At 56.2% G+C, this 14,154-nt stretch carries 11 protein-coding genes; 7 read left to right on the forward strand and 4 right to left on the reverse strand.

Features of this window, described 5'->3' with window-relative positions; all coding sequences use genetic code 11:
* Positions 1 to 2 precede the first annotated feature (2 nt).
* A complete protein-coding gene (locus KR49_RS05860) occupies positions 3 to 1,385 on the forward strand; it encodes a hypothetical protein (protein WP_043692769.1) in 1,383 nt (460 codons plus the stop codon).
* A gap of 223 nt (positions 1,386 to 1,608) precedes the next feature.
* Complete coding sequence (locus KR49_RS13850) at positions 1,609 to 3,519, forward strand: glycosyltransferase (protein WP_156957122.1); 1,911 nt, start codon at positions 1,609 to 1,611, stop codon at positions 3,517 to 3,519.
* Between the two features lie 22 nt (positions 3,520 to 3,541).
* Here the strand turns inward: KR49_RS13850 and KR49_RS13290 are convergent, their stop codons facing one another.
* Positions 3,542 to 4,711: a class I SAM-dependent methyltransferase gene (locus tag KR49_RS13290; protein WP_156957123.1), complete on the reverse strand. Its 1,170-nt coding sequence runs from the start codon at positions 4,709 to 4,711 to the stop codon at positions 3,542 to 3,544.
* A gap of 36 nt (positions 4,712 to 4,747) precedes the next feature.
* Positions 4,748 to 6,307, reverse strand: coding sequence for a rhamnan synthesis F family protein (locus tag KR49_RS13295; protein WP_071839694.1), 1,560 nt, complete (start codon positions 6,305 to 6,307; stop codon positions 4,748 to 4,750).
* A gap of 49 nt (positions 6,308 to 6,356) precedes the next feature.
* Between KR49_RS13295 and KR49_RS13855 the strand changes: the two genes are divergently transcribed.
* Positions 6,357 to 6,917 (forward strand): hypothetical protein, encoded by a 561-nt coding sequence (locus KR49_RS13855; protein ID WP_156957124.1) that lies wholly within the window; start codon positions 6,357 to 6,359, stop codon positions 6,915 to 6,917.
* Here KR49_RS13855 and KR49_RS05870 read toward each other — a convergent pair.
* On the reverse strand, positions 6,889 to 7,962 hold the full coding sequence (locus tag KR49_RS05870; protein WP_043692774.1) for a hypothetical protein: 1,074 nt from the start codon (positions 7,960 to 7,962) through the stop codon (positions 6,889 to 6,891). The two genes, KR49_RS13855 and KR49_RS05870, sit on opposite strands and share 29 nt — an antisense overlap.
* On the opposite strand from KR49_RS05870, the gene KR49_RS05875 reads away from it, so the two are divergent.
* Genes KR49_RS05875 through KR49_RS05890 form a run of 4 tightly spaced genes read left to right on the forward strand, consistent with a single transcriptional unit; the run spans position 7,961 to position 13,111 of the window.
* Positions 7,961 to 10,801 (forward strand): ATP-binding cassette domain-containing protein, encoded by a 2,841-nt coding sequence (locus tag KR49_RS05875; RefSeq protein ID WP_043692777.1) that lies wholly within the window; start codon positions 7,961 to 7,963, stop codon positions 10,799 to 10,801. The two genes, KR49_RS05870 and KR49_RS05875, sit on opposite strands and share 2 nt — an antisense overlap.
* A complete protein-coding gene (locus KR49_RS05880) occupies positions 10,801 to 12,057 on the forward strand; it encodes an HlyD family secretion protein (protein WP_043692780.1) in 1,257 nt (418 codons plus the stop codon). The genes KR49_RS05875 and KR49_RS05880 overlap by 1 nt, the downstream gene beginning before the upstream one ends.
* Entirely contained in the window at positions 12,057 to 12,323 is a 267-nt protein-coding gene (locus tag KR49_RS14095) for a hypothetical protein (RefSeq protein WP_043692783.1), read from the forward strand. Before KR49_RS05880 ends, KR49_RS14095 begins: the two co-directional genes overlap by 1 nt.
* Positions 12,320 to 13,111: a peptidylprolyl isomerase gene (locus KR49_RS05890; RefSeq protein ID WP_052378190.1), complete on the forward strand. Its 792-nt coding sequence runs from the start codon at positions 12,320 to 12,322 to the stop codon at positions 13,109 to 13,111. The genes KR49_RS14095 and KR49_RS05890 overlap by 4 nt, the downstream gene beginning before the upstream one ends.
* Here KR49_RS05890 and KR49_RS05895 read toward each other — a convergent pair.
* Positions 13,064 to 14,125, reverse strand: a complete 1,062-nt coding sequence (locus tag KR49_RS05895) for a hypothetical protein (protein ID WP_043692785.1) — start codon at positions 14,123 to 14,125, stop codon at positions 13,064 to 13,066. The two genes, KR49_RS05890 and KR49_RS05895, sit on opposite strands and share 48 nt — an antisense overlap.
* Positions 14,126 to 14,154: the final 29 nt, after the last annotated feature.

Here is a 14,154-nt window from a genome sequence, read left to right on the forward strand (position 1 = left end):
TCATGAGTGAAGGCCGCAGGTTGAACAAAACCGGGATTCGCTGTGCCTTGGCAGCACTGGCTCTGTTCGGCGGGCTGCTTGAGATGCGCAGTACCGGAGCGCTGGAGTGGGAACCGGTGGAGGGTGCCCAGCAAAACATCAGCGAACCTGAGCCGATCAAGCAAGACACTCAGCACGGCACTGCATTGACCTGGACATCAGTTGACTCATCAGACGCAACGACCCAAGAGCAGCAGGGGTTGAACTGGACAGCCGTATCTGAGACAGACCAAACCGAATCCGACTCCATCAATAGTGCGGTCGTCTGGGAGCCGATTCAGCCGGGAGAGGTCATCACGGCCGAGGAACTTGAAGTAGAAGAAGACCCTGATGAGGTTTTGGTAACGACCGAACCAAGCGGACCCACCTTTGCTAACGACAAAGCCATCTGGAGGGACGACACTTGGCATCCCCAGATCAGCAGCTTGGTCCCCGTTGGCTTCGGTCCTAAAGGCACCATGGTGTCTTTTGGGATGTATGGCTGGGATTGCATCCCAACCACTGCTGGACCGTGCAGGCAGCCAAGTGACCTAAATGACTATTTAGAGGAAGTAGAGCAACGGGGCGAAGCAGAATGGGAGGGATCCATCGGTATAGGAGACACAAGACAATTGCTAGGCCTAACAGTGACGGGAATGTTTGAAGAAACAAATCTACCATTGGGAGGCAGAAATGATTACGAAACTGAAAATCCGCGTGGAATTTTAGACAACTATTACGTTGGCATGCACCTCTCCAGAAGCATCGGCGACGATACATCAGTACGGGTTGGAATCAAGAACTGGATCGATGTACGAGACGAAGATCAATCGGGCATGCGTCCCAAAAGTAGTTATGGCGTAATCAGCCAACGCTTTCGATTAAGAGAAAAGCAATCCAACTGGTTCCCGAACCTTTACCTCACAGCCGGCCTGGGCAATGGTGAATTTCGACCCGTCGATAAAAAGTTCAAAGCCGTCATTGCAGGGCAACGTGCTCAGGGTTGCATCACCTATGGAGCACCCAAAGGGAAAGCGTGCTCTACAGAAACCTTGAACAAAATCGGAGGACGATACTTCAGCTATGGTGAATTAGTCCCCATTGGCGCCCTTGCGCTTGAAGTTTATCCCGGCTTCAATCTAATTGGGGAATGGAACGAAGGCAATCTTAAGGCTGGGTTTAGCGTTCGCCCCTTTAAAAATGCTGGACTCATCTTCACATCTATGTGGGGCTCGCTACTGAAAAACTGTGACTGGGGGTGCAATGTTTCCATACCAGGACTAAAAGGCGGCGCACCAATCGACGAAGACCTGACTACAGATAGAATTAAGTGGTCGTTCAATCTTACCTATAATCTTTCCTTTTAAGACTAGAGAGCAATCCCAAAAATCCTTAACTCTGAACAAGTGACATAATGGAAGCACAATCTTACCTCTATTCTGCCCTTAATCCATCCAATCAATGCTATTAAACTATCACACCAGGTATCGGCAGTCGACATTTAGGCTGAGAGACACAATATCCTCGCTCCACAGAACGAATGCAGCGACAACTCACAACAAGCATGGGCTTTTAGCCAACTAAAAAGGCATGGCCAACCTTCTCGAGCTGATGGGGCAATCAGTTGAATCACTCAATCAAAAGCTGGAAGACCAGCTCAGCTCGCCACTTGATCAAGATCTCTACCTTTCGGTCCAGACACCGAGCTGGAGCATTACCGAGATCACTGTCAAGACATCAGCCTTGCGGGCTGATCAGATCAGTTGCTCAATGTATGTCGAAGGAGCAAGCACAAATGGAGTCGCCATCTTTGACAATAAGTCACAGACTTACAACATTCAGTACAGACTCTTCTGGCAAGATTCCGTCATTCCAGAACTGATCAACCTGGCAATCCACCCAGGCGCTAGCTGTAAAATAACAAAAATATCAGCGTCAGAACATATATCGCCATGGCAAATCATGAAAACAATAAGAAAAGACGTACCGATGAAAAATCGCGACGACGCCCTGCAATGGGCATGCATTCATGGATTCCAAGAATATAACTACCTTCACCAAGACGAAGAAGCTATTCACTCTTTGAATCAGCTCATCGGCACAATACAAAAGCATCGTCGATTTGAATGTTATCTATGGAACGCACGATCGGATGTGCAAAGCAGCTTTTCGACAATCAACAATCCAGACTTCGACCGCTGGGTAAGCAACCACAGCCATGAAGATCATAGGCTCCCAATCAGGCCACAAAAAAATATTCTTCAAATTCGATCACCAAATTGCAAATTGTGGAGCCAACGAATGTTTGGCGTTAATTTATTTGGCTACTACAGTGAAGCTTTAGGCATTGGAGAGGACTGCCGCACTGCTCATGCGGCGCTTGAAATGGCTGGCATCCCCACCAAAATCAATGACATCCCTACAAAGCAATGTCCAAAAGAATTAAAACAAGCCTTTTTAGATCAGCCTGACGACATAGCCCCCTTTGCATTCAATCTCTTTTGCATAAACTGCGAAGAACATGCGCGGATTCTTCTTGAGCTTGGCAAAGGGGTGTCTGCCAATCGTTACAATATTGGGTATTGGCCTTGGGAATTAGAACGCTGGCCCAAGCAATGGCGACCAATGATCAGCCTGGTTGATGAAATTTGGTCATCAAGCCTTCACACATACAACAGCCTTGAACCTGAGATCAAGTTCAGAAGCAGACCTGCATTACAGCATCTCCCACTGAGCGTTATTGCAGATAAACCACAATCACAGCAAGAGAAGGCGAAATGGCGACAATTATTCAATATAAATACCGATACTGTGGTCTTTATCTGTTCTTTTGATGGTCGCTCAGGATTTTGGCGCAAAAACCCCTGGGGGTCTGTCAAAGCATTTCAACTGGCCTTCCCAACCAATCAACAATCACTAGAAGGTGCTCAAAATAATGTTCAGCTTGTGATTAAGTGCATGCATGGTAAAATTGACCAAAATGCTTTAAGAGAGCTAGGAAGAATCTGCGCATCCGACTCTCGCATTCTGTTAATTAACTCCAAGCTTTCCAGAGAAAATCTTCTTGGATTATACGGATGCTGTGACGCGCTAATTTCTCTTCATCGTGCAGAAGGATTTGGACGCAACCTTGCTGAGGCTTTTCTTGCTGGCCTCGATGTGATTGCTACTAATTACTCTGGAAATCTAGACTTTTGCGATGGGCCTCTATATCATCCAATTAATTTCAAAAAAACCGAATTACTTAGAAGTCATTACCCTCATGGCGAAGGCCAGATCTGGGCTGAACCGAGTTTACATGATGCCGCGATTGCGATGCAGAAAGTTTATCAGAAGCGATCAAAATCTTTGGCAACTACAAGTTCACTCCACAGAGACAGAGAAACCTACAGAGAGCGCTTTTCAATCCAGCGAATTGGACGGCTGTATGCAGAGCGACTTGAACAGATCTGGAGCAAAAAGAAATCCCTAGAAGAAACTCTTTACTGGCAAGACAATTAGATCTAATTCATCATTTAGCTTCTCACAAAGTAACCAGCATAGGTGTGCTTCCAAGATGGCCAAACCAACAAACATCTTCTGAGACAAGATCAATTCGCAACAATCTTGAGCCATGATCGGCCGGCAAAGGAATTTCAAGCTCAATGAATAACTGCTGACCCGGGGAAACGTCTTGACCTAAATCAAACCGCTTATAGGAATCATTGATAAGCAACTGATCGAGGCTTAAGAGCTGAACTCCAACCTTGACAATTCCAATATCCGCAAAATTTCTACAGAGCCATTTAGAGGAACCTGTATTTAAGATCTTCATCGACAGCTTTAATTTGTATTCGAACTCCTCCCTGCGCAATAGCTCAATAGCGCAAGCCAGACCTTCTGCCGAACGACTATCCGGAACAAACTCCCCCTTTGAAAGAAAGAATATTGTTTTATTCGACATTGTCTGGGTACAGCTTTTCAGTATTTGACCTGAAGTTTCAATACTCATTGCATTGTTTAAAATCTGCCGATGCTGATCAGGCTGTACGTATCCATCACTGAGAATAGCTGTATTTAAATCACCAAACCCAACCGATTTAGCGACATCATTGATTTCCTGAAGATTGATATCATTCTCCAGAACGCTGTAGCTGCTCATCTCAATTTGAGACTGGGCAGAGCGGGAGTGATGACGACCAGGTTCAGCGAAACCTGCAATGCCTCCAGGCTTTAAGACTCGATAAATCTCGGATAAAACCTGATGAATGTTTGGAACATGATGAAAACCGTCATTAAATATCACACGATCAATTGAATCACTCTCAAGCTCAAGTTGGTGACCATCAAAAAGTAAAAAGCTTGGTTCTGCGATCGGCTGCCTAACCAATGGTAGCTTTTGAAATAATTGCTTCCCAATTTCTAGAGCAGCTGGCGAAACATCACAAGCAATCACGTGACAGCGCAACTCACAAAGATAACGACTAAGCCAACACGATCCAGCTGCCATTTCTAAAACAGTCATTGATTTCCCAAGGCGCAGCCCCTTGATCAAAAGACCTATATTCATTAACAAATCAGGAACCTCCCGAATATCACTGAATGGTTTACTCAACAGATGCGTCAAGTCTGTTACCGAGGAAAAATAATTATCTGCCGATTGATTCAATCTTTCGACTGACGTGTGTCGAATAACATCCTTGGGATCAATCACGACAGATTATTTTGATAGTAGAAGGTGATAATAGCCCTAATCAATTGATCTGGACCTATATCCAAATTCTGGCACAGCATGGGGATCCCCTGGGAGTTCCTCTAGGAAGTAGCCCTGTTGAGTCACAACCATGCCAATCCAACGTTCCATGGCGTGCGCCATCGTCCCATCGGTTTGACCACTCTCAGGCTCGAAAGAATTGAGCGTTAATCCAAGATCTAATAAAGGACTCAGCGAAGCTAAGCGACCACAAAACATACTCCCAGCAATGAATCGACTTGACAAAATGCTTTTCCCATTCAATCCCGACTGACGTTGTAAATCAAGCAAATGTTTTCCATTATTTTGTAGCAGCAAACTCATCGGAACCAAAGTTCCTGCAGGTGCTTGTAGCCCAAGAGTTGGTTCTTGAGCAAGCCTCGACGGCAGAGCTTCCAACTGCTCTAAATTGATGAGGGATGAAATTAAATGTTCCCCCCAGTCACCGCCATCAACGAGATGAGGTGATGACTTCGTGTGCAGCTTGATGAAGGCCTGGTGCTCATGACGCAAAGCCTCAGGGAGCAGTTGAAGTATGAACGGAGCCAAATCACGCCCTCTGTTCGGAACGCCAAATAGGCGAACGCATGGCCAGCTCTGACGGCGTAACAACTCGACGACTGCAGGAAGTTGCCAGATCGGCGTACTCACATAGAGATCGAGGCCCGAGCTCATGTCAGGACGTAATCGCTTTAACAAAGCAGCCAGGCCATCTAAATAGTAACCATGGAGAAAAAGAGCCACATGGTGATTGACTGGTTGTCCCCATTTGCGTGCCTGAATTGGTAACACTTTTATGTCTTGATCAATCTTGAATGCTGCCTTGCTTTGAGGTTCCCACCAGTCGCAATGACCAGCCCAGCTTTCAAGAATCACCAGCGCATCAGAGGCACCATTTCGCTGCAAGTCAGCCCAATGACTTAAGTGCTGCAGCCACTCTCTATAACGCAGAGCGTTGGCGTTGATGTATCTACTGCGTTCTTCTGCGCTCAGAGCCCGAACGGCAGGAATTTGCCAATCAACTCCACTATCCCGCCAATGCGCATCATGGAGATGAATCTCGTAATTGACACGATGCTCTATCGAGGAAAAATTGGGCAATAAAACTCGCTCATAACATCCATCGAACTGGTTAGGGGAATGACCAACCAGACCAAATAACAAGGGAATCTGAGAACAACCAAGCTGTTCAAAACACTCTCGCAGCATGGAGCAGCAGCTAGTCTCAGAATCAAGGCCTAAACATTCACGCACAAACAGAAGCGTTCTTGTGTTGAGTCGGAAAGCTTTGGGGTGAAGCAACCAAGGCAAGAGATCCTGAATGATTTGCTTAAGCTGCTCTTTATGAACAGAGGTTGTGATCTCCAACTCGAGTGCCACAGGCAAACCTGCGTCAATCGCAAATAGTGAGGATGCCTCGTCCAAAGGAATGGATCCATCCGACTGGATCCTCAATGAAACCAACCAGCCAGCGACCCCAAGGCATCTTGCGGCCTCGAGCGACTCAGAGGCCTGAGCAACCTCCACAAGGGGCAGACGACAAAGCCAACGTGCCATGCCCTGACATTAGGCCGATCATGATGCCAGAACCGGTCGACGCCCCTACATGACCTCTTGGAGTTCACCCTTCCCCTGCAACCAGCTGATCAGACAGCAGCTTGAAGATGCTGATATACAAAATATTGAATTTCCAGGGCCTCCGAATTCCCTGATCGTGGTACCCAGACCGGATGATGTCTTAAGAATTTGGGCAGACGAGACAAAGGTTACAACTGACTTGCTGCAACAACTCGAACAAGGACTGGACCAGGTTCGCGTAATTCAACAGGCTGGAAGACACAAGGTTCTAGCTGAATGTCAAATACCAAATCACCTCGGCAAGCAAACCAAAAATGCCAAGGAACCTGATAGCTATATCGCCTTTCTCCTGCTTCAATTGCCCGAACTGATCAAGACCTATTTAGACATTGATCCGGCCTATTATCAGCGACTCAAACAAGCATCAGCAAGCACCAAATCCGTACTGCAGCAGTGGCTTTCCGTACAAAGCCAACTCGAGAAACAGCGATCAATCCATTCAAGGATTGAGTCGCTGATGGAACAACAAAGAGATCAGCAACGCCGTATCCTTCGACTGCTTATTTCACTGAAGGGAAACGGCCAGTAGGAGTTGCACCAAGTTGTGCGCTGATTTCTGAAAAAACGATTTCTGATATCTCTACGGACAATTCCTGGTACTGCAACCAATCTGGAATAGCCCCCCAGGAAGAATCCTCCAAGCTCCGCCGCTTCTGCAAGACAGACAACAAACCCATTTCGATCACATCACTGTCGGGATCCATCAGAAGCGCGTCACGTAACGAGCTCACGGCTTGATTCAGCTGACCAGACCGAGCCATCGCCTCTGCTTGCCGCACCCGTTCCAGCGCCAGACGTTGATTCCGCTGACGTTCCGCTGCGTAGTAGTAGTGCCCCAAAAGCCCCTCCACCATCGATTGGATCTCAGTGTCATCACTCGCCGCGGCCATCCCCCGCCAGGCGTCACAGGCTTCCTCTGCGCGCTCCAGCTGCACCAACGCTCGAGCCCGGTTGTCCTGCAGCCATGGAGATTGATACCCCTTCTCCAGAGCCAGATCCATCAACGCCAGAGAGAACTCAGCCTGATCCGCCTCCCGAGCCGCAATCGCTTCTTCCAGGAGAGCGTGTTCAAAAGCCGGTGAAGGCTGCTGCTCAGCAGTCAGCCGCTGCAGCCGCAAATCAAAGCTTGCCGCCAGCTGCTGCGCTGCTGCCAGAAAGGCAGGCTGTTGAGCCTCCAACTGCAGCCGCTTGAGCATGGCCTGAGCAGCTGTCTTCAAAGCGTCGTCCTGGCCAGCAGCCAGCTGCTGCCAGATCGCCTCGGCCTCCTCACGCCGCTGCAGCTGCAGCAGGCACCGCGCCCGGTGGTCAGCAATCCAGCCGTGACGAAGCCCCCGAGCCTCAACAGCCTCCAGAAGTTGCAGAGCCAGCTCCGCCCGCCCCTCCTGCCAGAGCCCCTGGGCCTCCTTCAGCAGACCCTTCACGGGAGCGGCCTCTGCACCGGCGTCCTGTAGGTGCCGCGGCGCAATTCCCAGCCGATGGCAGTCCTCCAGCAGCTGCTCCAGCAGATCCATGGCCTCAAGACACTGCGGGTACTTTGGGACGACGCGATCGCGAGGCGCACGCAGCAACGCCATGGGTCAGTCCTCCACCACCCTCACCTTGGAGGATTTGTTCGATGCACAGGGCGAAATCATTCAGCTCCAGCCTGGAGAGACCCTGCTCGAACCCGGCACAGCGCCTCCTGGCATCTGGCTGATCAAGAGCGGCAGCGTGCGCAGCCTGGCCCAGGTGCCTCCCAGCCGACAGTGGCGCACGATCGAGCGCCATGGCCCCGGAGAGCTGGTGGGATGGCTGAGCCTGCTGAACGGGCGACCGATTGAACATCTGCGCGCCGCAGAGGCCAGCGAGCTGCTGTTTCTGCCCGCAGCAGACTTTCAACAGTTCTCCAAGAACAAACCGGAACTCAGGCAGTGGTGTGCTCAACAGACCCCCGCGATTGAGGCGGTGCATCTGTTGCAGCAACTCGCTCATGCCGATCAGGGGCGCAGCCGGCAGCTGGAGCAATGGCAGCAACTACTGCCCCAGCTGCACTGGCTGGTGGATCAACCCCCGGGCCTGGCTGAGCTGGACCTCCCCGGCCACTGGTACCGGCCGGACGCCAGCCTCTGGAGCCAGCCCGCCTCCGATCAACGGCTGCAGCAACGGCTGATCTGGCTGCCGGATCCCGAGCTGGAAGCCAATCGTGCCGCCTTTCAGGCGGAATTCGACGACCTCGTGCGCCCTGCCAAGGGTTCTGAATCAGCCAAGCGAGATCAGCCACTGCAGCTGAACCGGGCCAGCGGCCCCCGCGACATCCCGATGGCCATCTGCCAGGCGGTGGCCGAGGTCCACGGCGTGCCAGTCCACAAAGACAGCCTGTGGGATCAGATCAACGGCCTGCTGGAGCGGCAACCGAGCCTGAATCTGTACAACATCGGCCAACTGCTGACGGGTCTGGATCTGTCGGTGGCCCTGATTCAGCTGCCCCTGCCCCAGCTGGCCCGCATTCCCACTCCGGCGGTGATCGAACACCAGGGCAGCATCGCCCTGATCGACGGCATCGACCCCGATGGCCAGCTGCGGCTGCTGGAACCGGAGCTGGGGCCACTGCGCGTGCCAGCGGCGGATCTGCTGCCCGAGGGCCAGGAACGGCTGCCGTTGCTGCTGATCCGGCGTCGCCCGGGCAGCAAGGAGAAGCGGTTCAGCTGGAGCTGGTACGGCCCCTACCTGCTGCCCCACCGCCAGGAACTGATCCAGGTGCTGGCCTGCTCGGCGGTGATGTCGGTGCTGGGCATCGTGATCGGCCTCGGCATCTTCCGCATGATCCAGGCCATCGGCGGCGGCACCGACGCCATCGATGGCGTGATCAGCATCGGCGTGATCCTGGTGGTGGCCTGCGTGCTGGAGGCGATCGTGACTGCCCTGCGCAGCCTGATCTTCACCGGCATCGCCAACCGGGTGGACATGGACACCCGCGAAACGATCCTTGACCGGCTCGTGCGCCTGCCCCAGGGCTTCTTTGATGAACGCCCCGTCGGCCGCATCACCTACTACTTCACCCAGCTGGATCGGCTGCGGGACTTCCTGATCGGCAAAGCCCTCACCAGCATTCTCGATTTCGGTTTCAGCTTTCTCTACCTGGCGGTGCTCTGGTGGATCAGCCCCACCCTCACCCTGATCACCCTCAGCGCCCTGCCCCTGTTCGTGGTGCTGGCCTTCATCGCCAATCCCTTGGTGGATCACCAGATCGACCGCACCGTGGCCGAGGGGGTGAAGACCAACAGCTACCTCACCGAAGCGATCACCGGCATTCAGACGATCAAGTCGCAGAACGCCGAACTGAAGACCCGCTGGGAGTTCCAGACCCGTTACGCCAGCTTCATTGGTGAGGACTACAAGCTCAAGGTGAGCGGCGAGACGATCCAGGCGCTCGCCAAGTTCATCAATGAACTGAGCTCGATCGCCCAGATGGTGGTTGGCATCTATCTGGTGTCGAGAGGTGATCTCAACATCGCGGCCCTGTTCGCCTTCCGGATCATGGGCAACAAGGTCACCGGCCCGATGATCCAGCTGGTGCAGACCTGGCAGGAGTTCAAGGTTCAGTCCAACAACCTCACACTGGCCGCCGACATCGTCGACCGCCCCACCGAACAGTCCGACCTTCAGGCCGCCAACATCCCGATGCCACCCATCGCCGGCAGCGTTTCGGTTCAAGGGGTGGACTTCCGCTACAGCGAGGACGGCCCTCAGATCCTCCACAACGTGTCGATGGAGGTGCCGGAGGGCACCTTCGTGGGCATGGTGGGCGGCTCCGGATCGGGCAAATCCACAGTGCTCAAGCTGCTCTCGCGCTTCTACGAACCAGAGAACGGCCGCATCCTGATCGACGGACTCGACATCGCCAAGGTGGAGCTTTATTCCTTGCGCCGCCAGATCGGTGTGGTGCCCCAGGACTCGCTGCTGTTCGACGGCACGATCAAGGACAACCTGCTGATGGTGAAACCGGATGCCAGCAGCGAGGAGCTGATCCGCGCCGCCCGGATCGCCTGCGCCCACGACTTCATCATGGAGCAGCCCCAGGGCTACAACTCTCCGGTCGGCGAACGGGGTGCCGGGTTGTCTGGCGGGCAGCGGCAACGCATGGCCTTGGCCCGCGCTGTGCTGCAGAACCCCCGCCTGCTGATTCTGGATGAGGCCACCAGTGCCCTGGATGCCCGCACCGAGCGCCAGGTGTGCCTCAACCTGTTCGACGCCTTCCGCGGCCGCACCGTTTTCTTCATCACCCACCGGCTGGCCACCGTGCGGCCGGCGGACATGATCGTGCTGATGGATCAGGGAGCGGTGATGGAGGTGGGAGACCACGCTGAGCTGATGCAGCGTCAGGGCTGGTATTACGGGCTCCATCAGAGTCAGCACCAGGAGGGGGTGAGCTGATGCAGCCCTGGAGCTTCAATCAGCCTGTTCTGCTCAACAAATCCCGGCGCAACCGCTCGGTGCTGGTGTGGACCATCGCCGGGGCCACCGCCTTCGCCGGAGCCTGGGCCTTTCTGGCACCGCTGCCGGAGACCGTGGCTCTGCAGGGCAAGCTGCAGCCGGCCCGACCGGTGCAGGACATTGAGTCCGCCGTGGATGGTCTGGTGGCTGCGGTTCCCGTGAAGGAGGGCGACAGCGTGGCGGTGGGCGATCTGCTGGTGCGCTTCGATCCCCGCGATGCCGAAACCCGCCTGCAGGCGGCCCGCCGCAAACGCGGCCAGCTGCAAAGCCAGATCGCCATCAACCGGGTGATCCTGGGCGAGCAAGCCGAAGCGGACCTCACGGCCAATCAACAACGGCAGCTGGAGACCCAGCGCCGCAAGTACAACAGCGACAACGTCGCCGCCCGCGAGGCCCTCGCCCGCAGCACCACCCGCCTCGAAGGCCTGCGTCAGTCACTGGAAACCGCCGAGAACATCACCCTGCGCTTCAGCCGGCTGCTCCAGGACGGTGCCGCCAGTGAAATGCAGGCCCTCAGGGCCCAAACCCAGGTCGACAACTTCCGCAACCAGATCGCAGCGGAGGAACGGGAGGTGGCCCGTCTGGAGGCTCAGGCCAGCTCCACCAGCGCCGGCAGCGAATCGGAGCTGCGTCGTGCCATCGAAACCAACCTGCGTGGCATCACCGACCTCGACCGCGAAATCCGTCAGATGGAGGTGCGCCTGTCGGTGATCGACGTGCGGGCACCGATCGCCGGCGTGGTCTTCGACCTCAGCGTCAGCCCCGGCAGCGTCGTAAAGACCGCCTCCGAAGAGAAACCGCTGCTGAAGATCATTCCCCAGGATCAGCTGCAGGCGAAGGTCTACATCCCCAACAGCGCCATCGGCTTCATCCAGCCGGGGCAGCGGGCCGATGTGGCCGTCAACTCCTTCCCCCGCGGCGACTACGGCTTCATCCCCGCCACGGTGGAGCGTGTTGGCTCCGATGCCCTCACCACAGCCGAACAGCGCCGGGTGCTGGGCACCGAGGAACCGGGCCTGTTCTTCCCCGCTGTGCTGAAGCTCAGCCGCCAGACCCTGCAGGCCGGCCAGCGGCAGGTGCCGCTGCAACCGGGCATGAGCCTGGTGGCCGATGTGCACCTGCGCAACCGCCGCTTCATCTCCTCGATCGCCGGCGGGCTCGACAATCGCCTGCGCGCCCTGGAGCGGATGCGCTGATGCTGCATCCCCTCTGGCCCTACCGCCCGGCCAAGGCGAGGACGCCCTTCGCGCGCCTGCGACTGCGTCTGCGCCGCCTGTGGGCCTGGCTGAAGCAGAAGCGTCAGCGCATCGCGCTGGTGCTGATCGGCTACGTGCTGGTTTGGTCCATCCCGCTGCTGCTGGGGGAGCCGCTGCTCACCGTGTTCGCACTGCTGCCGCTGCTGTTGGTGCCGCCGGTGGGCCTGCTGATCTATCGCCTGGTGTGGAAGGAGTTCCACGCATGAGCGAAACGGACTGGATCGAACTCAGGCCGGGAGTTCCCTGGACCACAGCGACGGAACTGAACCGGATCGCGCGCCAGCAGGGGCTCTGCCTGGCGATGGCCCAGGCCAGCGTCTACGACGAGATCTGTCAGGTGATCGACCTGCCCGAGCAGATCGAGCAGCGCCTGGTGACAACCTATGAGGCGGGCCAGGGCATCAACACCAGCGATCAGCGCCGGCAGTTCCTGCAGCAACGCGGCTGGAGTGCCGAGGATCTCCGCTACTTCGCCACCAAGGGCGAGCGGGTGGCGCGGTTCCGCCACCAGGTGTTCGCCGACGAAGTGGAGCTGCGCTTCCTGGCCAGCAAACTGGACCGTGATCAGATCCACTATTCCCTGATCCGGGTGCGCAATGGCGACCTGGCCTTCGAGCTGCACCAGCGGCTTCAGGAGGGAGAAGCCAGCTTCGAGGAGCTGGCTGCCTGCTATTCCGAAGGCGATGAGCGCCACAGCGGTGGTCGCGTCGGGCCTGTGCCCCTCAGTCAGGCCCATCAACGGGTGGTGGAGACCCTGCGCATCAGCCAACCCGGCCAGCTCTGGCCTCCCTTCTTTCTAGTGGACATCTGGCTGATCCTGCGCCTCGACGCCTGGCAGGGAGCCCGCCTGGACGACGACACGCGCACGGAGCTGCTGCAGGAGCTCTTCGACGACTGGCTGCACCAACGCGTGATGCGGCTGCTCGACGGCGAGCAGCCCGACCCGTTACCGGTCCACCTGCTCGGCCGCGAGCTGAGCAGCGATCTCGCGTAAGTCGCGCGTCAGCCAATCCGGCAGCTGATCGGCAGACTCCACCGTGACGCTCTCCAGCGGCACAAACAGCAGCAGGGCAAGCAGATAGCCCGCAGCCCTGGGCTGGCTCAGGTCTCGCGCCAGCGGCAACAGCTCCCGGCGGGCCCGTTCATCGGTGGCATCCAACAGCTCATCACCGAAGCCCGCCAGCAACAGAGCACGGGTGATCGCACCAACGGCCGTCTGATGCAAGGTCTGCAGCTGGGCCACCTCCACATCCAGCCACAGCTGGGCCACCACCCGCCGCAGGCCACACAACTCCTCAAGGGTCTCCTGATCCAGAGGCGTCTGCTTGTACTGGCGGATCAGCGCCCGCATCCGCGCCAGCACCTCGGCATCGCGGAACCAGGCCATGGCCTGCTCACCGCGGCGTTGCGTCAGCGGTACCGGTGCATCCGCCCCCGCCTTCAACAGACCGGCCGGCTGGTTCAGCTGCTCCTCCAGCTCCGGTGCGCAGTAGGCCACGTAATCCCCCAGCAACCAGTCGGGCAGAACCTGCAGCGGCTGGCTCACCTTCAACGCTCCGGGCCGGGTGTACGGCATCAGGGCCAGCACCCAGCTGATCTGCCGCACCTCCTCGCCGGGTTTGGCCATGCCGTGGGCCAGCTGATCACGCCAGCGCTGCTCATCACCGGCCAGATCCTGCTGCACCAGCGGCCCCTGCAACAGCAACCGCTGCAGCGTTCCCAGCTCACCCGCGTACAGCGCCTCCAGCTGATCCACGGGCGCGTCCAACCAGAAGCGCGAGAGCCGATGACGGGCCAGACGGGCCGCCTGCAGGGTGGTGACGGTCGGCTGATGCTCCGCCTCCCGCAGCAGATCCGTGAGCCGGGCCACGGACCAGGGGGCGGCGACAGGATCCAGCTGCAGGCCCGCCCTGGCAGGCGGTGGAATCTCCACCGGGCCGGGTGCCACCAGATCAATGCGGTGCAGGTCGCCGTTCAGCCGTTGACGGATCCAGCTGCGCAGCCCCATGGGACCATCCGAGTCAGGAGCTGGAGATT

This window comes from Synechococcus sp. KORDI-49, assembly GCF_000737575.1.
In the GTDB taxonomy this organism is placed as follows: domain Bacteria; phylum Cyanobacteriota; class Cyanobacteriia; order PCC-6307; family Cyanobiaceae; genus Parasynechococcus.